This window comes from Amycolatopsis sp. Poz14 (assembly GCF_006704225.1).
Classification (GTDB): domain Bacteria; phylum Actinomycetota; class Actinomycetes; order Mycobacteriales; family Pseudonocardiaceae; genus Amycolatopsis; species Amycolatopsis nivea.
In genome coordinates, this window is sequence record NZ_JACLHD010000001.1 from 8,380,033 (window position 1) to 8,401,924 (window position 21,892).

Annotated in this window: 19 protein-coding genes and 1 pseudogene; 7 read left to right on the plus strand and 13 right to left on the minus strand. The window is 70.7% G+C overall.

Annotated elements, in window-relative coordinates:
• Nucleotides 1–19: 19 nt before the first annotated feature.
• From nadC to nadA, 3 genes are read right to left on the minus strand one after another with little or no spacing between them, the layout of a single operon-like run.
• Complete coding sequence (gene nadC / locus FKO37_RS38895; RefSeq protein WP_043828856.1) at nt 20–913, minus strand: carboxylating nicotinate-nucleotide diphosphorylase; 894 nt, start codon at nt 911–913, stop codon at nt 20–22.
• Nucleotides 910–2,559 (minus strand): L-aspartate oxidase, encoded by a 1,650-nt coding sequence (locus FKO37_RS38900; RefSeq protein ID WP_238607704.1) that lies wholly within the window; start codon nt 2,557–2,559, stop codon nt 910–912. The genes nadC and FKO37_RS38900 overlap by 4 nt, the downstream gene beginning before the upstream one ends.
• Nucleotides 2,556–3,566, minus strand: coding sequence for a quinolinate synthase NadA (gene nadA, locus FKO37_RS38905; protein WP_037809568.1), 1,011 nt, complete (start codon nt 3,564–3,566; stop codon nt 2,556–2,558). The genes FKO37_RS38900 and nadA overlap by 4 nt, the downstream gene beginning before the upstream one ends.
• Nucleotides 3,567–3,700: 134 nt before the next feature.
• Here nadA and FKO37_RS38910 point away from each other — a divergent pair, with 134 nt between their 5' ends.
• Both FKO37_RS38910 and FKO37_RS38915 read left to right on the plus strand, forming a co-directional pair.
• Nucleotides 3,701–4,354 (plus strand): NUDIX domain-containing protein, encoded by a 654-nt coding sequence (locus tag FKO37_RS38910; RefSeq protein WP_240015912.1) that lies wholly within the window; start codon nt 3,701–3,703, stop codon nt 4,352–4,354.
• Nucleotides 4,355–4,397: 43 nt separating this feature from the next.
• Nucleotides 4,398–5,114 carry an LON peptidase substrate-binding domain-containing protein gene (locus FKO37_RS38915; protein WP_037810052.1) on the plus strand — a complete coding sequence of 239 codons (717 nt, stop codon included), beginning with the start codon at nt 4,398–4,400 and terminating at the stop codon, nt 5,112–5,114.
• Between the two features lie 492 nt (nt 5,115–5,606).
• Here FKO37_RS38915 and FKO37_RS38920 read toward each other — a convergent pair whose 3' ends face one another.
• From FKO37_RS38920 to FKO37_RS38945, 6 genes and pseudogenes are all read right to left on the minus strand, one after another.
• Entirely contained in the window at nt 5,607–6,221 is a 615-nt protein-coding gene (locus tag FKO37_RS38920; RefSeq protein ID WP_037809565.1) for a DUF2567 domain-containing protein, read from the minus strand.
• A gap of 152 nt (nt 6,222–6,373) precedes the next feature.
• Nucleotides 6,374–7,098: pseudogene (gene bioD, locus FKO37_RS38925) on the minus strand (dethiobiotin synthase).
• A gap of 85 nt (nt 7,099–7,183) precedes the next feature.
• Nucleotides 7,184–9,358, minus strand: coding sequence for a bifunctional SulP family inorganic anion transporter/carbonic anhydrase (locus FKO37_RS38930; protein WP_199817409.1), 2,175 nt, complete (start codon nt 9,356–9,358; stop codon nt 7,184–7,186).
• Between the two features lie 140 nt (nt 9,359–9,498).
• Nucleotides 9,499–10,785, minus strand: coding sequence for an adenosylmethionine--8-amino-7-oxononanoate transaminase (locus FKO37_RS38935; protein ID WP_134733527.1), 1,287 nt, complete (start codon nt 10,783–10,785; stop codon nt 9,499–9,501).
• Between the two features lie 45 nt (nt 10,786–10,830).
• Entirely contained in the window at nt 10,831–12,060 is a 1,230-nt protein-coding gene (locus FKO37_RS38940; protein ID WP_134733529.1) for a cytochrome P450, read from the minus strand.
• A gap of 25 nt (nt 12,061–12,085) precedes the next feature.
• Nucleotides 12,086–12,493, minus strand: a complete 408-nt coding sequence (locus FKO37_RS38945; RefSeq protein WP_078870303.1) for an SRPBCC domain-containing protein — start codon at nt 12,491–12,493, stop codon at nt 12,086–12,088.
• A 53-nt stretch (nt 12,494–12,546) separates the two neighbouring features.
• On the opposite strand from FKO37_RS38945, the gene FKO37_RS38950 reads away from it, so the two are divergent.
• Entirely contained in the window at nt 12,547–13,161 is a 615-nt protein-coding gene (locus FKO37_RS38950; RefSeq protein ID WP_037810047.1) for a uridine kinase, read from the plus strand.
• A gap of 7 nt (nt 13,162–13,168) precedes the next feature.
• Here FKO37_RS38950 and FKO37_RS38955 read toward each other — a convergent pair whose 3' ends face one another.
• The 4 genes from FKO37_RS38955 to FKO37_RS38970 form a co-directional block, all read right to left on the minus strand.
• On the minus strand, nt 13,169–14,326 hold the full coding sequence (locus FKO37_RS38955) for a glycosyltransferase family 4 protein (RefSeq protein ID WP_200864282.1): 1,158 nt from the start codon (nt 14,324–14,326) through the stop codon (nt 13,169–13,171).
• Between the two features lie 377 nt (nt 14,327–14,703).
• Entirely contained in the window at nt 14,704–15,765 is a 1,062-nt protein-coding gene (locus tag FKO37_RS38960) for an NlpC/P60 family protein (RefSeq protein ID WP_238607705.1), read from the minus strand.
• A gap of 429 nt (nt 15,766–16,194) precedes the next feature.
• Nucleotides 16,195–16,416 carry a hypothetical protein gene (locus FKO37_RS38965; RefSeq protein WP_037358162.1) on the minus strand — a complete coding sequence of 74 codons (222 nt, stop codon included), beginning with the start codon at nt 16,414–16,416 and terminating at the stop codon, nt 16,195–16,197.
• A gap of 867 nt (nt 16,417–17,283) precedes the next feature.
• Complete coding sequence (locus FKO37_RS38970; RefSeq protein WP_037809553.1) at nt 17,284–18,681, minus strand: NYN domain-containing protein; 1,398 nt, start codon at nt 18,679–18,681, stop codon at nt 17,284–17,286.
• Nucleotides 18,682–18,801: 120 nt separating this feature from the next.
• Here FKO37_RS38970 and FKO37_RS38975 point away from each other — a divergent pair, with 120 nt between their 5' ends.
• From FKO37_RS38975 to FKO37_RS38990, 4 genes are all read left to right on the plus strand, one after another.
• Nucleotides 18,802–20,520, plus strand: a complete 1,719-nt coding sequence (locus tag FKO37_RS38975) for a DEDD exonuclease domain-containing protein (RefSeq protein ID WP_238607706.1) — start codon at nt 18,802–18,804, stop codon at nt 20,518–20,520.
• 82 nt (nt 20,521–20,602) lie between these two features.
• Nucleotides 20,603–20,887: an Lrp/AsnC family transcriptional regulator gene (locus tag FKO37_RS38980; RefSeq protein ID WP_009074830.1), complete on the plus strand. Its 285-nt coding sequence runs from the start codon at nt 20,603–20,605 to the stop codon at nt 20,885–20,887.
• 33 nt (nt 20,888–20,920) lie between these two features.
• Entirely contained in the window at nt 20,921–21,373 is a 453-nt protein-coding gene (locus FKO37_RS38985) for a GNAT family N-acetyltransferase (RefSeq protein ID WP_037809549.1), read from the plus strand.
• A gap of 29 nt (nt 21,374–21,402) precedes the next feature.
• A complete protein-coding gene (locus tag FKO37_RS38990) occupies nt 21,403–21,855 on the plus strand; it encodes a GNAT family N-acetyltransferase (RefSeq protein ID WP_037809548.1) in 453 nt (150 codons plus the stop codon).
• Nucleotides 21,856–21,892 lie beyond the last annotated feature (37 nt).

Here is a 21,892-nt window from a genome sequence, read left to right on the forward strand (position 1 = left end):
GCGGGCCGCGGCGACAGGGTTACCGCAGGTCCATCCCGAGATCGAGAGCCGGCGAGGAATGCGTGAGCCCGCCGACGGACAGGTAGTCCACTCCGGACTCGGCGTACGGTCGCGCACGGTCGAGCGTCAGCCCGCCGGACGACTCCAGCCGCGTCTTCGGCGACACTTCATTCCGCCGCGCGACCGCCTTCACGCACTCCTCCGGCGTGAAGTTGTCGAGCAGCACCTCGTCCGCCTCGGCGGCCAGCGCCTCGTCCAGCTGCGCCAGATCGTCCACCTCGACCTCGCACGCCAGCTGCGGCGCGAGTTCCCGGGCCGCCGCCAGCGCCGCGGTGACCGAACCGGCGGCGACCACGTGGTTGTCCTTGATCAGCACCGCGTCGCCGAGACCCATCCGGTGGTTCACGCCGCCGCCGCATCGCACCGCGTACTTCTGCAGCAGCCGCAACCCCGGGATCGTCTTGCGCGAATCCCTTACCGCAGCACCGGTTCCCTCGATCGCAGACACCCACGCCGCGGTCGCCGTCGCCACTCCGGACAGCAGGCACAACAGGTTCAGCGCCGTGCGCTCCGCGGTCAGCAACCCGCGCACCGGACCGCGCAGCACGAGCACCGGCTCCCCCGCGACGGCGGGCGAACCGTCCTCGCGGATCGAGACCACCTCGTAGTCGGAGCCGAGCACCTCGTCGAAAACCGCCAGCGCCACCGGAATCCCGGCCACGACCCCGGCGACGCGCGGCGTCAGTTCGGCCACCGCGCGGGCGTCCGCCGGGACCGTGGACGCCGTCGTCGCGTCCGGCCCGTACCGCAAATCCTCTTCCAACGCGGTGGTCACGACCCGCCGGACGTCGGCGACGTCCAGCCCGTCCACCACCAATGCCCGCACGACCGCTTCCGAGAATTCCCCGCTCATGCCACCCCTTCCAACGACGCCGCCTCGACCAGCACCGGCTGTCCCGACGGGCTCAGCCGGATCAGCTGGCTCCGCCGCAGCCCTTCGACCCGCTCCGGGAAGTCCGTCCGCACGTGACATCCCCGCGATTCCGTCCGCCGCTCCGCCGCCGCGAGCAACGCCTGCGCCGCCACGGTGAGCGCCGCGTCCTCCACTGCGGAATGCGTCCACAGCGGACTGTCCTTTGTCGACAAATCGAGCGCCGAGCCCGCCGCGGCGAGCCCGTCCGCGTCCCGGCCGATCGCCGCGTACCGGCTCATCACCCGTTGCAGCACATCGCGTTCCGCCGCCGGCGCGGTGGTCCGTTCCGGAATCCGGCCGCGCGAAGGATCCGGCAGCAACCCAGCGGCCAGATCCGCAGCCACCGCCTCCGCGGCCCGCTGCCCGACGACCAACCCTTCGAGAAGGCTGTTGGACGCCAAGCGGTTCGCCCCGTGCAGCCCGGTGCGAGCCACCTCGCCCGCCGCGTACAGCCCGCGCACGGTCGAGCGTCCGTCCACAGTGGCCACCACGCCGCCGCACGCGAAGTGCGCCGCGGGAGTCACCGGAATCGCGTCCACCGCCGGGTCGATCCCCAGCACCGCGCACGCCGCGTGCACCGTCGGGAACCGCTTCGCGAACCCGGGAATGCCAGTGGCGTCAAGGAAAACGTGATCGTCGATGCCGCCGGGAGCCAACGCCTGCCGCCGGGTGATCGCCGCCGCCACGACGTCGCGCGGAGCCAGATCGCCGAGCGGATGCACCCCGGCCATCACCGACGCGCCCGCTCCGTCCACGAGCGTCGCACCCTCGCCGCGCACCGCCTCCGTGACGAGCGGACACCGCCCGCGCGCACCCGGCGTGTACAGCACCGTCGGGTGGAACTGCACGAACTCGATGTCGGCCACCGCCGCACCGGCGCGCAATGCGAGCGCCAGCCCGTCACCGGTCGCGATTTCGGGATTGGAGGTCGCCTGGTACAGCTGCCCGTACCCGCCGCTGGCCAGCACGACTGCGGACGCGCGCACCACCCCGGGCACGCCGTTGCGGTCGAGCACCGTCACCCCGGCCACCTCGCCCGCGGACGTGCGCAGCGCGTCGACCGCGATGTGGTGCTCCAGCACCGGAATCCGCCGTTCGCCGGCCTGCGCGACGAGCGCGCGCTCGACCTCCGCACCGGTCGCGTCGCCGCCCGCGTGGATGACCCGGAACGCGCTGTGCCCGCCCTCGCGAGCCCGCGCCAGTGCACCGGCGCTGTGGTCGAACACCGCGCCGTTCTGCCGCAACTCCGTGACCGCCGCCGGACCGCCGCCGACGATCGACCGCACCGCGTCCTCGTCGCAGAGCCCGGCTCCGGCGGTGAGCGTGTCCGCCGTGTGCTTCTCGACCGTGTCGCCCTCGTCGCGCTCGCCGTCCAGCACCACGGCCACGCCGCCCTGCGCCCACCGGGTGTTGCCGTCGGCGACCGCCGCCTTGGTCACGACCAGCACATGCAGCCCGAGTTCGCGGGCCCGCAGCGCCGCCGACAACCCGGCCACGCCGCTGCCGATCACGACCACATCGGCCCGGGCCTCCCACCGCGGATTTGGTGAGGTTTTCGCCTCATCGGCGTTAACTAGGCCGCTCATTCCCCACCGCCAGGCTGCCCGATTTCGATCATCCGCTGCACCGAGGCGCGGGCCCGCGAGGCCGTCTCCGGGTCGACGTGGACCTCGTCCGCGCCCTCGGTGAGGCTCCGCAGCAGCGCGGCCGGGGTGATCATCTTCATGTACCGGCACGACGCCCGGTCGTTCACCGCGCGGAAGTCGATCTCCGGCGCGGCCTTGCGCAGCTGGTGGATCATGCCGATCTCGGTGGCCACGAGCACCGAGGTCGCCTTGGTGTCGCGCGCCGCGTGCACCATGTCGCCGGTGGACAGGATCTTGACCCGCTCCGGGGCCACCGCACCCTCTCCGGCCAGGTAAAGCGCCGAGGTCGCGCAGCCGCATTCGGGGTGGATGAACAGGTCGGCGTCCGGGTTCTCCTCGGCGCGCGCGGCCAGCTCGGCCCCGTTGATGCCGGCGTGCACGTGGCATTCCCCGGCCCAGACGTGCATGTTCTCGCGCCCCGTCACGCGCTTGACGTGCGCGCCGAGGAACTGGTCCGGCAGGAAGAGAACTTCCTGGTCAGCCGGGATGGAAGCGACCACGTCGACCGCGTTCGACGACGTGCAGCAGATGTCCGTCTCGGCCTTGACCTCGGCCGTCGTGTTCACGTACGACACGACCACCGCGCCCGGGTGCTCGGCCTTCCATTCGCGCAGCTGAGCGCCGGTGATGGAGTCGGCGAGCGAGCAGCCTGCCCGCGCGTCCGGGATCAGCACCGTCTTCTCCGGAGCCAGGATCTTCGCGGTCTCGGCCATGAAGTGCACGCCGCAGAAGACGATCGTGGACGCGTCGCTGCTGGCCGCGATGCGGCTGAGCGCCAGAGAGTCGCCGGTGAAGTCCGCGATGTCCTGGATCTCCGGGACCTGGTAGTTGTGCGCGAGCAGCACCGCGTCGCGCTTGCGGGCGAGCTCCCGCACGCGGGCGGCCCAGTCGGCGTCCGCCTCGACCCCGCCGTAAGGGGTCAGATCCTGGTCAAGCGTGGTGGTCATGTGTTCGGCCCTCTCGAGAATCGCCGGCCTCGGAACCGGATCGACCCCGGTTCCTGCCCAACCCGGTTTTCGCCTTATAATCGAAAACCGTGCGAAGCCATCTTAACACCCGAGCCCCCCTCGCCCACGAGGTTCTGGCGGCAGTCCTTCAAGTGCGCTCGGACACACTGCGCGTGCTGCTGTGGCGCCGAGCGCTCGATCCGCACCTGGGCCGCTGGTCGCTCCCCGGCGGCCGATTGCGCCCCGACGAGGACGTCGAAACCTCCATCCGGCGGCAGCTCGCGGAGAAGGTGGACGTCCGCCAGCTGAAGCACGTCGAGCAGCTCGCCGTGTTCAGCGCCCCCGACCGCGTCCCCGGCCCCCGCGTCGTAGCCACCGCGTTTCTCGGGCTGGTCCCCTCCGACGTCGACCCGGCCGTCCCCGAAGACACCGAGTGGCACGACGTGAACGCCCTGCCCCGCACCGCCTTCGACCACGAGGCGATCGTCCTGCGCGCCCGCGACCGCCTGCGCTCGAAACTGAGCTACACCAACCTCGGTTTCGCGCTGGCCCCAGAGGAATTCACCATCTCCGCGCTACGGGGCCTGTACTCCGCCGCGCTCGGCTACAAAGTGTCCGCGACGAACCTGCAACGCGTGCTCCAACGACGTGGTTTGCTGGTCCCCACGGGCCACACCGCGGCCCCCGGCCGGACCGGCGGACGACCTGCGGCGCTGTTCTCCTTTGCCGCGAAAGACATGCACATCACCGACCCTTTCGCGGTCCTGAAGCCCCCGCCGCGACGGTAAACACGAACTGCGGCGGGGCCCCGCAGCCCGTACCGTGGACGCCGTGACCGAGTCTGAGCAGTGCCCCAGCGGAACGGCGACCCTGCCGTTGTTCCCGCTGCAGACCGTGCTGCTCCCCGGGACGCACCTGCCGCTGCACATCTTCGAACCGCGCTACCGGCAGCTCACCGCGGACCTCGTCACGGGCAACGTCCCAGAACACGAGTTCGGCGTGGTCGCCCTGCGCGCCCCGCTCGTCCGCGAGGTCAGTGGTTTGGACCACGTGTACAGCGTGGGCTGCAGCACGATCCTCCGCGAAGCGAAACGCCTCCCCGACGGCCGCTACGACGTAGTCACCCGCGCAGCCCGCCGCTTCCGCCTGCGCGAACTGCACCGAGCATCCGCGCCGTACCTGATGGCCGTGGTCGACTGGCTCCCCGACGACCCAGTCCCCACCACCGCGGAGTCAACGGCCCGCCAACTGGCCGACGTAGCGAGAGGCGCCCACCAGCGATACTGCGAAGCCGCCTGGCACGCAGACGACTGGCGCCCACCCCACGACGACGCCGACCTGGGCGAACTCGCCTACCAACTAGCCGCCGACTGCCTCCTCCCGCTGGAAGACCGGCAGCTGCTGCTGGAGGAAACGCACCCGCTGCGCCGCCTGCGCATCGCCTGCCGCCTGCTAACCCGAGAAGCCGGTTTCCTGGAAACCCTGGGCGCCGTGCCCCTGCCGCCGACCGAACTGGCGACCTTCACCAAACCCGCAGACCTGAACTAGCTCTCCCCTGGGGTTGCGCCTGCGGTGAGGGCCACCCTCATTGCCCCTGATTCCCCCAGGGTTCCCCTCACGCCCTCCCGCGCGCCGTGAAGGCCCCTTCACGTACCTAGATTCCCTCAAGGAGCCCTTCACAGCCCGCCCCACCCGCCGCCGCAATGCGCCCGAATGCCGCATTGGGTGCGTCCCACGCACCCAATGTGGCATTCGGTGCGTCACATGCACCCAATGCCACATTGGGGCGCTAAAACCGCCACCGCGAACCCCACCGCAACCCACCACCTAAGTCGCGCACCTACCGCAGCCGATGCACCCAACGAAGAAAGGCACCCACGCCCCCACAACCCCGATACGAAGCCAAAAACACGGGCGGCGGGTGCTTGTCAACGCATCTTTCCCGCCTTGACAAGCACCCGCCGCCCGTAGTCACAATCAAGCTGAGGGGTGGTGGGCCCACCTAGAAGCGCAATGTCGCCGCCAGGCGACGAGCCGAACTCACCCCAACCGCCGCCCAAGATCCTCCCGCCCATTCCACGCCGTCATCAACGCATAAACCAAACACGTCACCAACGGCGCAGCCAGCACCACCCACCCAGTCTCCAGCCGAGGCGCCTGCTCGATCACCGCCCCCAACGCAGGCGGCGCGTCCACCGAATACTTCGAATTGGCGAACGCAGGCCCCATCTGCGTCCCCAGCCAAGCCGCGACCAACGCCCCGCCAGCAGCAGCCACCAAAACAACGGGCCCCCGCCGCTCCCGCAGGAACCACACCACCAGCCCGATCAACAACCCAGCAGCCATCGCCAAAAACCCGAACACAGCCAGATCGTCGAACCGATGCCAGCTCTCCAGTTCCAGGGGCGCCAGCTGACCGTTGGTCCCGATCACCCGAACCTTCTCCGCCGGAGCCAGCAGCGACCACAACCACCCCAGCGGAATCCCCAGCAACGCAGCAGTCGAGAGAACGCTCACCGCGGGAAGCAGATCAGCCTTCACCACCACCCGCGGCCGCTGCGGCGGAAACAACACCGGCACCGACCACCCCTCGGCCGCCGCCGAAGACCGGTGTGCCGAAGACCGATGCGCCGCCTTGCCCGCGGAATCGACCACCCGAGGCTCCCTTCCCTGCGCGTGTGCGGAACTGAGGGTAACCGGTTGCCTCGCGTCCGACCGCCGCGACTCGTGTCTGATTGCCCCGAGTCCGCGAAGAAATCGCCTTCACCCGGCCCGCGAGCCGATGAGATCGCTCAATCCGCGCGACGCTAGTTCTGCGCGGAAGCAGCAGCCGTGAACGCCTGGGGATCGAACTCCCCGCCGAACCACGGCGACAACCCCTGCCGAGCCTGCGCGGCGAAGGTCTCCCGGTCCGCCGCGCCCAGCCCAGCCGGAAGAACCCCAGCAAGGGCGCGCCGCCAGCGACCGGCAGATCCCGAAGATTCTCCAAGGCCGCCAGATCCGGATCCGCCGGCCAGGACCCGATGATGACCCCCACGACATTCAGCCCACGTCGAGTAGCCACCTCAGCGGTCAACGCAGTCGTGTTGAGCGTCCCCAGCCCGGCTTGCGCGACGAGAACCACCGGCGCCCCCAGTGACCACGCGACGTCCGCCAGCGTGCTCCCCTGCGAGTCGAATCGGACCAGCAGCCCGCCAGCGCCCTCGACCAGGGTCAGGTCGTGCGCCGCGTCCAGGTCGCTGGCCGCCGCGGCGATCTCCCCGGGGCCCACAGTCGGGAGCCCGGAGCGCCGGGAAGCGGCTTCCGGCGACAACGGATCCGGATACCGCCGCAGCTCCCGGATCGTCAGGTCCTTGCCTGCCAGCCGCACCACCTCGGCGAGGTCTCCCGCCTCGCCGGGGAGCACGCCGGTCTGCGCGGGTTTCAGCACCGCGACGCGTTGTCCCTGCGCGAGGGCCAGCGCCGCGATCGCCGCGGTGGCGACCGTTTTGCCGACGTCGGTCCCGGTTCCGGTCATCACGAGCGTCGTCACGAGCCATCAAGATATTGCCGTGCTCCCCGATGTCAACACTCGGGGCTCCCTCGCGCGCACCCGGGGGCACGCGCGAGGGCCCGGGTCAGCCGGCCGGGGCCGCCGCGGGCGCTCCCGCGGCCACGAACTCGCCCTTCGCCGGATCGGCGAGGTACACCTGCGCCTCGCCCACGTCGAAGTACAGCCCGGTCAGCGCCAGCTCGCCGCGCGCTTCGGCCTCGGCCACCAGCGGGTACTGCCGCAGATGCGTCAGTTGCTGCAGGACGTTGTGCAACGCCAGCCGGTCCGGTTCGCGCTCCGGCCGTTCCCCGTCGAGGGTCACCGCGCCCGCCCGCTTCCGGCTCGGCTCGGCGTGCACCAGCCAGGACGCGAGCGCCGTGTCCGCGGGCGGACCGCTGGCCAGCGCGCCCATCGCACCGCACGAGGAGTGCCCGCACACCACGATTTCCCGCACACCCAGCACCCCGACCGCGAATTCGATCGCCGCGTTGGTGGACGGATCGGCCTGCCCCGGCGGCACCAGGTTGCCGATGTTGCGGATGGTGAACAGGTCGCCCGGACCGGACGTGGTGATCAGGTTCGGCACGATCCGCGAATCACCGCACGTGATGAACAGCGTGTGCGGTTCTTGCGCGTGCGCGAGCCCGCTGAGAACGTCCTTGAGCAGCGGCGCGGCCCGGCGCTGGAACTCGGTCGCGCCCCGGTGCGTCCGCTGCCCGGGCACCCGCACGTCCGCGGCCTGCCAAGCCGACCACGGCGCCAGCCACCTGGGCATCGCACCGGCCGCCGCGGTGCGCCGGAGCGTCGGACGGCCTTCCTTGCCCTTCGCGAACCACGGATGCCCGATCTCGTCGACGACCACCGTGCCGCCGGTCCGTTCGTGCGCCTGCTGCCAGGCGGAAAGGCTCTCGAACGCCGCGTGGTCGAGGTAATCGGCGACCAGCTCCAGCGTCACCTTCGAGCCCGCCGGGATCGTGCCGAGCACCTTCGTCAGCCGCGGCACGGACAGGAACGTCAGCACGCCTTCGACAATCACGCGCCATTCGCCGCCGTGGTGTTCGGCGTGCACGCCCGACCACACGGTCCGGCGCAGCATCAGCAGGACCGCCAGCACGATCCCGGCGAGCACGCCGGTCAGCAGGTCGAACACGACCACCCCGGCGACGGTCACCAGGTAGAGCGGCAGATCGCCGTGGCGCAGCACCTGCCGCAGATGACCGGGGTTCACCAGCTTCGCACCGACGTGCACGAGCAGCCCGGCCAACGCGGCCAGCGGAATGGACTTCAGCACCCCGGCGAGCGCGACCACGAACACCAGCACCCACACGCCGTGCAGGATCGCCGACGCCCGCGTGCGCGCCCCGGCCGCGACGTTGGTGGAACTGCGCACGATCACGCCGGTGACCGGCAGACCGCCGAGCGAGCCGGACACCATGTTCGCCGCGCCCTGACCGATCAGCTCGCGGTTCAGGTTGGCGCGCGGACCGTTCTGCAGTTTGTCGACCGCGACCGCCGACAGCAGGCTTTCGACGCTGGCGATCAGCGCGATCGTGATCACCGCGACCGCGACCTGGCCCCATCCGCCGTCCGGCAGTTGCGGCGCGAAGCGGATCTGCAGCAGGTCGCCGGACAGTTCGACGCGCGGCAGCGTCATCCCGGCGACCAGGGACACCGCCGTCGCGACCGCGATGGCCGCGAGCGGTCCGGGGATTTTCCTTACCGCAGCGGGAAGTTTGGGCCAGGCCAGCAGGATGGCGAGGGTCAGGATGCCGATCAGGGCGGCGGCGTCGTGGTGCGCGGCGATCTGCGCGGGCAGCTGGGCGATGTTCTCCAGCGCCGAACTCTGCGCCTTCCCGCCGAACAGCACGTGCAGTTGGCCGAGCACGATCGTGATGCCGATCCCGGCGAGCATCCCGTGCACGATCGCCGGCGAGATCGCCAGCGCCGCCCGCGCTACCCGGCTCAGGCCGAACAGGATCTGCAGCGCCCCGGCGAGGACGGTGATCAGGCAGGTGACCGCCCAGCCGAAGGTCGAGATCGTCTCGGCCATCAGCACGGTCAGCCCGGCGGCGGGCCCGCTGACCTGCAGCGGAGAGCCGCCGAGGGCGCCGGCGACCACGCCGCCCACCACGGCGGCGATGAGCCCGGCGACGATCGGCGCGCCGGACGCGAGGGCGATCCCGAGCGAAAGCGGGACCGCGACGAGGAAAACCACGAGCGAGGCGGGCACGTCGTGGCGAAGCACGGCAAGTCGTCTCATGATCACCAGGAAACCGGGATCCCTGTGAAATGTCCGCTATGTACCACTCTATGGAGTGGATCTTTATCGAATTACCCACGATCGGGTTGCGCGACCCGGCAAGATCCACTACAGGCAGCCACGCCAAACCCGAAGTAACCTCAGGCCTTCGCCGCGGCGGCCCGCATCGCCGACGTGATCACCGCCAGGTCCGCGTCCGTGCTGAGGTACGGCGGCATCGCGTAGATCAGATCCCGGAACGGCCGCAGCCACGCCCCTTCGGCGGTCACCACTTCCGTCGCGACACCCATGTCCACCTCGTGGTCCAGCTGCAGCACGCCGATCGCGCCCAGCACCCGCACGTCCACGACGTGCGGCAGCTCCCGAGCCGGCTCGAGCCCTTGGCGCAGCGCGGTTTCGATCCGCTCGACGTCGGCCTGCCATCGGCCTTCGGCCAGCAAACCGAGCGACGCGTTGGCGACCGCGGAAGCCAGCGGATTCCCCATGAACGTCGGGCCGTGCGCGAGCACCGGAAGCTCGCCGCGCGTGATGCCGTCGGCGATTTCGGGCGTGCACAACGCGGCGGCCATCGTGAGGTAGCCGCCGGTGAGCGCCTTGCCGACGCACAGCACGTCGGGCGTCACGCCGGCGTGTTCGGCCGCGAAAAGCCTTCCAGTACGGCCGAATCCGGTCGCGATCTCGTCGAACACCAGCAATACGTCGTGTTCCCGAGTCAGCTCGCGCAGCGCGCGCAGATAACCGGGATGGTGAAACCGCATGCCGCCCGCGCCCTGCACCACCGGTTCCACGATCACCGCGGCCAATTCGTCCGCGTGCTGCTCGAGAGCCTTCGCCAGTTCGTCCACATAGGACTCATCGACCGGCGTGTCGAACCCGGACGGCGGCGCGGGCACGAAAACCTGTTCCGGCAGTACTCCGCGCCACAGCGAATGCATGCCGCCGTCGGGATCGCAGACGCTCATCGGCGTGAACGTGTCGCCGTGGTAGCCGCCGCGCCAGGTCAGCAGCCGGTGTTTGCCGGGCAGCCCGCGGGAACGCTGGTACTGCAGGCACATTTTCACCGCGACCTCGACCGAAACCGAGCCCGAATCGCACAGGAACACGTGCTCGAGCCCGTCCGGGGTCATCGCGACGAGCGTCTTCGCGAGCGTGATCGCCGGTTCGTGGGTGAGCCCGCCGAACATCACGTGGCTCATCCGCCCGGCCTGCTCGGCCAATGCCGCGTCGAGCACCGGGTTCCGGTAGCCGTGCACCGCCGCCCACCAGGACGACATGCCGTCGACCAGTTCCCGTCCGTCGGCGAGCTTCAGCCGCACCCCGCTCGCCTCTTCCACGAGCAGGGGCGGCACGCGGCCCGGCATCGGCGCGTAGGGATGCCACACGTGGGCGGCGTCGAGGGCGAGGAGGTCGGCAGCACTGGGTTCCACCCGCCGACCCTAACCGGGCGGCGGGCGGCTCCGCAGTGACAGCCGCTACGCCCCGTTCAGCCGCACCGGCAGCGACAGCACGCCGTGCACCAGCGAACTCGGCCGGTAGACGATGTTCTCGGCGGGCACGGCCAGGCTCAACTCCGGGAACCGCGCCAGCAGCGAGCCCAGCGCGATCTGCGCCTCCAGCCGGGCCAGCGGCGCGCCGACGCAGTAGTGGATGCCGTGCCCGAACGCGAGGTGCCCGCCGGGCGCGCGCGTGACGTCGAGCGTGTCCGGGTCGGGGAACTTCTCCGGGTCGCGGTTGGCCGACAGCAGCGAGATCTGCACGAACTCGTCGCGCGGGACGGTGACGCCGCCCGCCTCGATCTCGTCGACCGTGTAGCGCAGGGTCGCGAAGTTGATCGGCCCGTCGTACCGGAGGAACTCCTCGACCGCACCCGGCAGCAAGCTCGGGTCGGCGCGCAGTTTCTCCGCTTGGTCCGGCGCGCGCAGCAACGCGAACGTGGCGTTGGCGATCAGGTTGACCGTGGTCTCGTGCCCGGCGACCAGCAGCAGGAACGCCATCGAGATCAGTTCGTCCTCGTCGAGCGAATCGCCTTCGTCGCTGGCGTGCACGAGGTCCGACAACAGGTCTTCGGCCGGTTCGGCGCGCTTGCTCTCGACCAGTTGCTGCAGGTAGTCGTGCATGTCGCGCGCCGCCGCGGCCTGTGCCTCGTGGTCCTCGGAGAACGACAGCAGCAGGTGCGACCAGGCGGTGAACTGGCCGCGGTCCTCGACGCGCACGCCGAGCAATTCGCAGATGACGGTGATCGGCAGCGGCTCGGCGAACGCCTGCACCAGGTCGACCTGCTCGTGCCGGGCCATCTCGTCCAGCAGCGTGTCGGCGATCTCCTGGATCCGCGGCCGCAGCCGCGCGACGGTGCGCGCGGTGAACGCCTTGTTCACCAGCTTGCGCAGCCGGGTGTGGACCGGCGGATCGCTGTTGAGCATGTGCCGGGTGAGCAGGTTGCCGAACTCCGGCACCTCGACGTCCTGGCCGATCTTCGCCGCGTACACCCGGTGCACGTCGGCGCTGTCCTTGCTGATCCGGGGATCGTTGAGCAGCTCGCGCGCCTGCTCGTATCCGCCGACCAGATACGACGGGATTCCGCGGCGGGCGGTGATCGGGCAAACCGCGCCGGATTCGCGCCGCTGGGCGAGCCATTCGTGCGGGCGCTGCCAGAATTCCGCGTCCGCGTAAGGGATTTCCTCGGTGTGTTCGTCGACGCTCACTGCTGGAACCCCCTGGGCAGTTCGGTCAGCGTTCGGCCAATGCCGCCTCGACGCGCTCGACCACTTGTTTCCAATATGCCCGCTGCTCGGCCTTTTCCGCCACGTCCGCGAGCTGTTCCTGGCGGATCTTCAGCGTGCTGCGCTTGCCGAGATCCGCGACCTCGAGCTCCAGCAAGGAATCGTGGTCCCAGTCCGTCGGACGCCACGTGAGCCGCAGCCGGTCATCGGAATAGCTGCGGATTTCGCCGGTCGTGCCGTGTTCGGTCTCGTAGCCCGCCCCGCGTTCGCGAGGCAGGTCGACGCCAGGGCCGAGCCAGATCTCCACCCCGTCCCCCACCAGGAACTCCCACACCCGGCTGCCCGGGTACGGCATCGTGCGGGAAACGGCTGTCTCCCAACCACTCCGCCCGGTCTTGCCCTCCTCGTTGGCCATGCCGCCATCATGGCATCGGGGACCGACTGAAACCGGTGCGGGATCATGCGATCGTGCGCTACCGCCCCATCTCCCCCGATGCCCTCGCCGCCGAGCTGACCGAGCGCGTCGACGCGCTCACCCACCGCAGGCGAATCGCCGTCGCCGTCGACGGAGCGGCCGGAACCGGCCCGCTCGCGGAGGCGTTGACCGACCCGCTGAAGCTGCTCGGCCGGGCCGCGCTGCACGTGCCCGCCCGCGGTTTTTTGCGACCAGCGTCACTCCGTTTCGAGCACGGGAAACAGAATCCGGACGCACGGTATACCGATTGGCTCGATTTAGGCGGTCTGCGCCGGGAAGTCCTGGACCCGCTCGCCGACGACGGAAGCGGCGAAGTCCTGCCCGCGCTGTGGGACGCCGAACGCGACCGGGCGACCAGATTGCCGCGCGTCCCGGTCCCGGACCGAGGCGTCGTCCTGGTCGACGGAGAGTTCTTGCTGGGCGCGGGATTGGCGTTCGATTTCGTGGTGCATTTGTGGCTTTCGCCGGGTGCGCTGCGCCGCCGCGTGTCCGACGAATGGGCGCTGCCCGCCTACGAACGCTACGAAAACGAAGTCGACCCGAGCGCCCTCGCGGACGTCGTGGTCCGCATGGACGACCCGCGCCATCCGGCTATTTACGAACCCTGAGCCCGGGTCAGCGCACCGCCGCCACCGGATCGCCGTCCAGGAGCGTCGAGAGGCGCTGCGCCATCGTGTCCCAGCGCCAGCTCTCGGCGACCCACGAACGGCCCGCCTCGCCCATCCTGCGGGCGCGGACCGGGTCGGACAGGAGGGCCGCGAGGGTCTCCGCGAGCTGGCCCGGGTCGCGGCCGTCGACCACGTGCCCGGTCACCTCGTCCAGCACCGCCTCCGGCGCCCCGCCGGACGTGCCCGCGACCACCGGCAGCCCGGTCGCGGACGCCTCCAGGTAGACGATGCCGAGCCCTTCCACGTCGAGCCCCTTGCCGCGCGTGCGGGCGGGCATCGCGAAGACGTCGCCCGCGTTGTAATGCGCGGGCAGTTCCTCCCACGGCACCGAGCCGGTGAAGACCACGTCGTCGGCCACCCCCAGCGCGGCAGCCAGCTGGTTGAGCCGCTTGCGATACGGCCCGCCCCCGACGAGCAGCAAGGCCGCGCCAGGCACGCGCTCCCGGATCGCGGGCAGCGCGGAGATCAGCATGTCCTGGCCCTTGCGCGGAACCAGCCGCGAAACGCACACGACGGTCGGCCGATCGCCAAGCCCGTGCCGAGCCCGGATTTCCTCGCGACCAGCCGGGTCCGGCGCGAAAACCGTGGTGTCGACACCGCTCGGCAGCATTTCGAGCCCAGCATGCCGCCCGAACGCGGCGGCGAACCGGTTGCGCGTGTACTTGCTGACGTACGTGACGACGTCCACCGTCTCGCCGATGCGCCGCAGCGCTTGCCGGGAGCCAGGAAGCATCGACCAGCCGACTTCATGCCCATGCGTGGACGCGACGATCCGGCGCGCACCGGCCTGCCGCAACGGATGCCCGAGCAGCGCGAGCGGAGCGGCCGCACCGAACCAGACGGCCTCGCAGTCGCGGGCGCGCATGATCTGCTTCGCACGCCGCAGGACGTCGGGGGTGGGCAGCATCAACGACGTCGGATGGCGTACCACTTCGAACGGCGCGGCCGCGTCGAACTCGACGTGCGAGCCGCTGCTGCGCTCCCAGGAGGGCGCGTAAACGACGAGGTCGTCCGCGGGCAGCCGGGTGGCCAGCGAATTGAGGTAATTCTGGATACCCCCGGGGCGCGGCGGGAAGTCGTTCGTCACGAGCAGGGTCCTCAGCACCCCCGCAGGCTACCGACGAGCGATTCCGCGGGCCCGCCGTGGTGAAGCGGGAGCCCGCCCGGCTTCTTCAGCTCGGGCTGGGGTCTTGGCCGCTTTCGCCGGTGGCGGGGCGCAGTCTCAGGCACGAAACCGACGCGCGGCTCGACTTGATCCGCCACACGCCCGCGCATCGGCTCATAGCCGTGTGATCGGCGCGCAGTCCCACACACGAAACCGACGCACGGCTCGCATCGACCCGCCACTCGCCCGCGCACCGGCCCATCACCGGGTAGTCGGCGCAGAGTCCCAAGCACGAAACCCCTGAACCGTCCCCACAAAAAACACCGGGGCGGCGCCGCGCAATGCGGCACCGCCCCGGTGGGAGCGAGAGCGTCCGGTCAGGCGACCCGGCGGGCGCCCACGTACTGGCTCTGCAGCGGCGAGATCTTGACGACGTCGCCGGTGGTCGGCGCGTGCACCATCATCCCGTTGCCGATGTACATGCCCACGTGCGAGACCGGCGTGTAGTAGAACACCAGGTCGCCGGGCTGCAGCTGGCTGCGCGGGACCGGCGTGCCGGTCTGGCTCTGCTGCTGGCTCGAGCGCGGCAGCGAGATGCCGGCCTGCCGGTAGGCCCACTGCATGAGGCCCGAGCAGTCGTACGAGCTCGGCCCGGTGGCGCCCCACTCGTAGGGCTTGCCCCGCTGGCTCAGCGCGGCCTGGACGGCAGCTGCCGCGGCCGGGCCCGCGTTCGCGAGGTCCACCGAGATGTCGCCGCCGGTGTCCTTCTGCGCGTTGCGGTCGGCCGCGCTCAGCGCCGACGAGGTCTTCTTCAGCTCGGCGACCTGGTCGTCGAGCGACTTCTTCTTGGCCGTGATGTCCTCGGTCAGCTTCGCCGCCGCGTCGCGCGCCGCGGTGGCCCGCTGTGCGGCGTCGGCGGCCAGCTTCTCGGCGGACTTGGCCTGGTCGACCGCGCCCTGGAGCTTCTCCAGCGCGACAGCCTTCTGCGAGGCGATCTGGTCCAGCGCCGACGAACGGTCGAGGAACTCCTGCGTCGACGTGCCCGCCAGCAGCGCGGACAGCTTGTTCATCTGCACGCCGGACAGGAACGACGCGTTCGCGAACTTGTCGACGTCGACCTTGTACTTCTTCTCGTTCTCGGCGGCCTGCGCGGAGAGGTTGTGGGCGTTGCCCACGTCCGCGTTGGCCTTGTCGAGGTCGCCCTGGCGGGCAGTGAGGTCGTCCTTGGCTTTCAGGAGGTCCTCGTTCGCCTTCTCCGCCTGCGCCGCGAGGTCGCGGTACTTGGTGAGAGCGTCCGAACCGGAGTCCGGCGGGGCCTGGAGGACGGGGAGGGGGGAAGCGGCTGCGGTGCCCGCTGGCTGCGCCACGGCGACGACTGCGATCACCGAGGCGGCCGCGAGGGCGCCTGACACCACGCGCTTGACTGGATGCGACTGCACGGCCGCGCGGGTCTCCTTTGCTCGTCGGGCCGCCGTGGCCGGAACCCCGGCGCGGAAGAGGTCGGGGGCCCTCTTCGCGCACGCTGTCCGTCCGCGTTCCGGCCGTCGTGTGTCACAACAGCTTTTCCCGCGCACGGTGATTGGTTCCGGTCCTGACTCCCCGACAAAGCCGAACCGGCGGCGATCCCGCGTCGCCGTCGTCCGACAGCTGACTGGCGCGAGATCTCGGCCAGGTTACGAAAAGACCGTCGGCGCGTCCACCGGGCCCCCCGTAAAAACTCTCCGTAGTCCGGCGAAACACCATCGGACCAGCACAGCAGCTACACGTGACTTAAGTCACACGCTCTGGCAGCACAAACGACCCCTTCGACTACTTACCGTTCACCGCACCGAGGCGACCGCTCGGCGAGCCAGTGTCACCCACTGGTGTCACGCCGACCTACTGTCGGTCTCCGGAACCAGGCGCAGCCGCGGCACCATCCCCGCCTCGGCGAGCGCGTCGACAGCCCGCCGCTCGTCCGCGTCCCAGACGAGGCCGACCGGCGGCCCGAGCAGCACGCTGACCACGCAATCGGCACACGCCGCCCCGCGCACCGCACACCGGTCGCAGTCGACGACGAACGTGTCGATGTCCTCGACCGCGACGTCCACCGCACCGGCCGGACGCCGCTCTTCCTGGCGGGAGGCAACGGGTTTCGCCCGCTTCGCGCTTCGTGCCGCGCCCGGGTGCTGTCGCGCTGAGCGCCGTTGACTGACAGGCTCCGCGCACTCGCTTTCGCCGGACGAAGCCGCAGCAGCAGCGCTTCCGCCAGAAGCCGACGAAACGGTGGTTTCCCGGCGCGCCTCCAGGTCCCGGTCCCGCGCTTGGCCCGTGGCCGGACTCACCCCAGTGGCAAGACTCACCGCCGGACCCTCCCCGCCCGGGTGACCGCTCCGGTCCGGCGGCCGGGACCGTTCAGCCGCCTCGCCATGCCGACGGTGCGGCAGCCGGGAGTGGTCAGCCTCCCCGCCAAGCTCGTGACCCGGCGGCCGGAACAGCTCGGCAGCCCCACCCTCCCGATCATCCGGCGGCTGATAGCGCTCAGGCTCGCCTCCGCCCCCATGGTCCGGTTGGCGGGAGCGCTCAGCAGCCACGCCAGCCCCACGACCAAGCGGCCGGGACCGTTCAACCGCTCCGTCAGCCTGATGGTCCGGCGGCCGAGAGCCCTCAGCCCCAACGTCCGGCGGCCGCGACCGCTCAGCAGCCCCATGATCCAACGGCCGAGAGCGCTCAAGAGCCCCGCCACCAACCCCGGCGTTCCGATCCCCCGGCCCCGCCGCGAACCGAACTCCCCCGCTAACCCCAGCCGACTCCGCCGCACGCATGCCGGAACCGACTCCGAACCGCTCCTGCTTGTTCTCGCCCATTGCCGGGCCTCCGTTCGTCCGCGAGGCCCCGGACCGGTTCCGGGAATCGCCTCGGGAACAAACGGTAGGAAGCACCACCGACAATTTCCGGAGCCGCGAGGGCGGCCAGGATCAGACACGACCCAATCGGCTGACGAGAACCGCCGACGCCACCGGGTGCGCGCCGCCCGCGCGGACCGAGTCCGCGACCGCCCGGTCGGATGTCGCGACGACCATCGGACGGCCCTTCGGCTCGGCCGCGACCAGCGACCGGATCACGTCGTCGGCAAGCACGCCACGCTCGGAAAACAGCACCCGCACCCCGCGCGGCACCGCGGCGGGCACCGACAGCACGCCGGCCCCGTCGAACACCACCGTGACCTCCGCCGACGTGCGCGCCGCCAGTGCCGAGAGCTGATGCACCAGCCGGTCTCGCTGATCGGCCAGCGCCAGTTCCGGGTAACCCGTTTTGGTGACGTTGTAGCCGTCCACGATGAGATGGACGTTCGGCAACGCCAGATGCCGGTCGAGCGCCGTGACGTCCTGGATCCGCCCGCCCGGGCCGAGTCCGGACCGCGCGCCGCTCACCATGTCGGCAGGGCGCGCGCCGCGGTCGCCCAAAGCCAGTTCGCGGCGCAGGCCGTGCACCGCGCCGTCGATCGTGTCCACCAGCAATGCCAGCCGGACCTCGTCGGCCTCCCTGGCTTCGCGCGCCGACTGGCGGGCCATCTCCGCGTCCGCGACCGCCCGTTCGGCGCGAGTGCGTTCCGCGGCGACCCGGCGACGTTCCCGGTCGAGTTGCACGTTCAGCATCTCGATCTCGCGTTCCCGCGTCGCGCCCCCGTCGGCCAGTTCGGCGCGCGCCGCCTCGGCCGCGTCCTTGGCCTGCCGCAGCAGCACGCCCTGCTCGCGCAGCCGGCGCAGCAGCTTCTCGACCTCGGCCTCGCGTTCGCCGCGCGCGCTCTCGACCGCTCCGCGCGCCTCTTCCAACTCGGCGCGCAGCTCGGCGATTTCGACTTCCAGCCGCTGGTTCCGGGCCAGCGCCGCGTCCCGCTCAGCGCGCAGCGCGGTTTCCTCGGCGTTCTTCGCGACCAGCCGCACGCGTCCGGCCGCGCCGGATTCGCCGAGCAGCACGGCGGCGGCAGCGGCCGAGACGGAGTCCGAAACGTTCGGGTCCAGCGCGTCGGTCCGGTGCTCGCGCAGCCATTCCAGGACCGCGGTCCGGAACTGCGCCGAATCCCCTAACGCCGTGAGCAGCGCGGTGCCGCCAAGCTTCGCGCGCTTGGCGGGGGCGAATTTCGCGACCGGCCGCAGCTGCCGCGGCACGTCGGCGACCGGCAGTTTCGCGACCGCGGCCGCGGCCAGTTCGGCGATCCGCTCGCGCACCGCCTCCGGCAGGCTCGTCCACGTCGCCGGTTCCGGACACGTCCCCGGTTCGGCGGCCTCGGCGTCCTCTCCCGCCCGCGCCGGAACCGCCGAGGGGCCGACGGCCTCCGCGGCTTCTTCCGGTTCGACGGGCTGAGGGTGCATTGGTCCAGGGTAGGCCCCGCCGCCGGATCCCGCGCCGCACCGGCCCGTTCCGCTGGTCACCATCGGGCCACGGGCGGCGCGCGCGAAGATTGTCGGTGGTCGGCCCTACTGTGCGCGATCATGGAGACCCGACCGAGGCCGGACCAGGCTCAGCTGGCGTTCGACGAGCTCGGCACCCCGCTGCGGGACACCACGTTCGTCGTGTTCGACCTCGAGACCACCGGCACCAAACCGGGGCCGGACGGGATCACCGAGATCGGCGCGGTCAAGGTCCGCGCCGGCCAGGTGCTGGGCGAGTTCGCGACGCTGGTCAACCCGGGCACGCCGATTCCGCCGCAGATCGTCGAGCTGACCGGGATCACGCAGGCGATGGTCTACGACGCGCCGCGGATCGAACGCGTGCTGCCCGCGTTCCTGGAGTTCATCGCGGGCACCGTGCTGGTCGCGCACAACTCCGGCTTCGACACCAGCTTCATGAAGGCCGCTTGCGAAGGACACGGCTACGTCTGGCCGCGTCCCACCGTCGTCTGCACGGTGAAGCTGGCGCGCCGCGTCATCCCGAGAGAAGAAGCGCGCAGCTACCGGTTGTCGTCGCTGTCCATGCTGCTCGGCGCGCGCACCCGGCCGACGCACCGCGCGCTCGACGACGCCCGCGCCACCACCGACGTCCTGCACGCGTTGCTGGAGCGCGTCGGCAACCTCGGCGTGCACACCGTCGAGGAGCTGATCGACTACCTCCCGGACGTCACGCCAGCCCAGCGGCGCAAGCGAAACCTCGCCGCCGACCTCCCGTCGCGGCCCGGCGTGTACCTCTTCAAGGGTCCGCGCGACGAAGTCCTGTACGTAGGCACCGCGCGCGACCTGAGACGGCGCGTGCGCACGTATTTCACCGGTTCCGAGAGCCGGGGCCGGATCCGGGAAATGGTCGCGCTGGCGGAGCGGGTGGACGCCATCGAGTGCGCGCATTCCCTCGAAGCCGAGATCCGCGAACTGCGGCTGATCGCCGCGCACCGGCCCGCCTACAACCGGCGTTCGAAAAACCCGCACCACGGCTGGTGGATCAGCCTCACCGACGAGGCTTTCCCGCGGCTTTCCGTGGTCCGTCTGCCGCGCGCGGGCACGCTCGGGCCGTTCCGCAGCCAAGCCGACGCGCGCACGGCCGCCGAGACTCTCGCCGACGCTTCCGGGTTGCGCACCTGCACCCAACGCATCTCCGCCACCGCCGCGTCCGGCACACCGTGTGTCCTGGCGGAACTCGGCCGTTGCGGAGCCCCGTGCGCGGGCAGACAGACCGTCGCCGACTACTCCCCCGCTGTCGAAGCTGCTCGCGGGCTCATCGCCGGTCATGACGGCCGTCCCCTGCACCTGGCGGCGGCGCGGCTGGAGGAGATGGCCGAGCGAAGGCATTACGAACAGGCCGCGCGCCACCGCGACGAACTGGCCGGGCTGGTCCGCGCCGTCGGCCGCGCGCACCGGCAGGCCGCGCTCGCGTCGGTCGCGGAACTCATCGCGGCGGCCCCGGACGGCAATGGCGGCTGGGAACTGTCCGTCATCCGCTACGGCAGGCTCGCCTCCGCGGGAGTCGCCCGCCGTGGGGTGCCGCCGATGCCGGTGGTCGAATCCCTCGTCGCCGCCGGGGAAACCGTGCTGCCCGGCGACGGTCCGCTGCGTGGTGCTCCCGGCGAGGAGGTCGGGATCCTGCTGCGCTGGCTCGCCCGGCCGGGGACCCGGCTCGTCCGCACCACCCGGCCGTGGGCCGAGCCCGCCGCTGTCGCCGGATGGCAATCCTGGCTCGCCCGGGTCGCCGACGCCCGGTCACTCGAACACGTCGCGGGCTGAGAAGCCCCGCCGCACCATGCGCGGGCGTGTTCCCGGCTACGATCGCGCACGTCGGTTACCGCCAGGAAGTGGGAGGAACGCTGTGATCACGGCGATCGTGCTGATCAACGTAGAGGCCGAGGAAATCCCGCAGGCCGCGCAGGCGATCGCGGACCTCGACCAGGTGTCCGAGGTCTACTCGTGCGCCGGGGACGTCGACCTCATCGCCACCGTGCGCGTGCAGGCCCACGAAGACCTCGCCGACCTGATCCCCGGCCGCATCGGCAAGGTCCGCGGCGTCCTCGACACCGTCACCCACATCGCGTTCCGCTCCTACTCCCGCGCCGACACCGACTCCGCGTTCGAGATCGGCGTCGAAGGAGCCTGAGAATTGTCGTACCCCCGGGCTAACGTCCGGGGCATGACAACACTGCGGCTGGCCGAGGTCACCACCGACAACGTGGGCGCGGCCTGCGATCTGTCGGTGGCGCCGCACCAGGAGCGCTACGTGGCCCCGGTCGCCCGTTCGCTGGCAGAGGCCTACACCCAGCCGGGCGTCGCGTGGCCGAGGCTGGTCTACGCCGGCGACGATCTCGTCGGCTTCGTCATGGCCGCCTTCGATCCGGGCTGTCCGATCGACTACTTCCGCTGCGGCATCTGGCGGCTGAACATCTCGGCCGAGCACCAGAAAAAGGGCTACGGGAAGTTCGCCGTCGAAGCGGTACTGGCCGAAGCGCGTCGCCGCGGACAAGAATCGGCGACAGTGCTGTGGGTGCCCGGCGAGCACAGTCCGGAGCCGTTTTATCTGCGGCTGGGATTCCAGCCCACCGGCCAGCAGCACGAGGGCGAGGTCGTGGCCCGCATCCAGCTCTGAACCCCGGCGGCAGCGCTACCGTAATTCGCATGACGACCCCGAGACTGGTCGAAGTCACGGTCGACAACGTGGAAGACGCCTGCGATCTCAAAGTGGCGAAGCATCAACGCGACTACGTCGCTCCGGTCGCCTGCTCGCTCGCCGAAGCCTATGTCCAGCACGAAATCGCCTGGCCGAGGCTGATCTACGCCGGGAAGAAACTCGTCGGCTTCGTCATGGCCGCGTTCGACCCGGACAACCCGACCGACTACTACCGCCACTACCTGTGGCGGCTGAACATCGCCGCCAAACACCAGAAAAAGGGCTACGGACGGTTCGCCGTCGAGGCGGTGCTGGCCGAAGCGCGCCGCCGCGACGCCGAATTCGTCACGGTCAGCTGGATGCCGGGCAAGCACAGCCCCGGCCCCTTCTACCAGCAGCTGGGCTTCCGGCCGACCGGCGAAATGGACGACGACGAGATCGTCGCCCGCATCCAGCTCTGAAACACGAGAAGGCCCCTCCCTCTCGATGAGGAAGGGG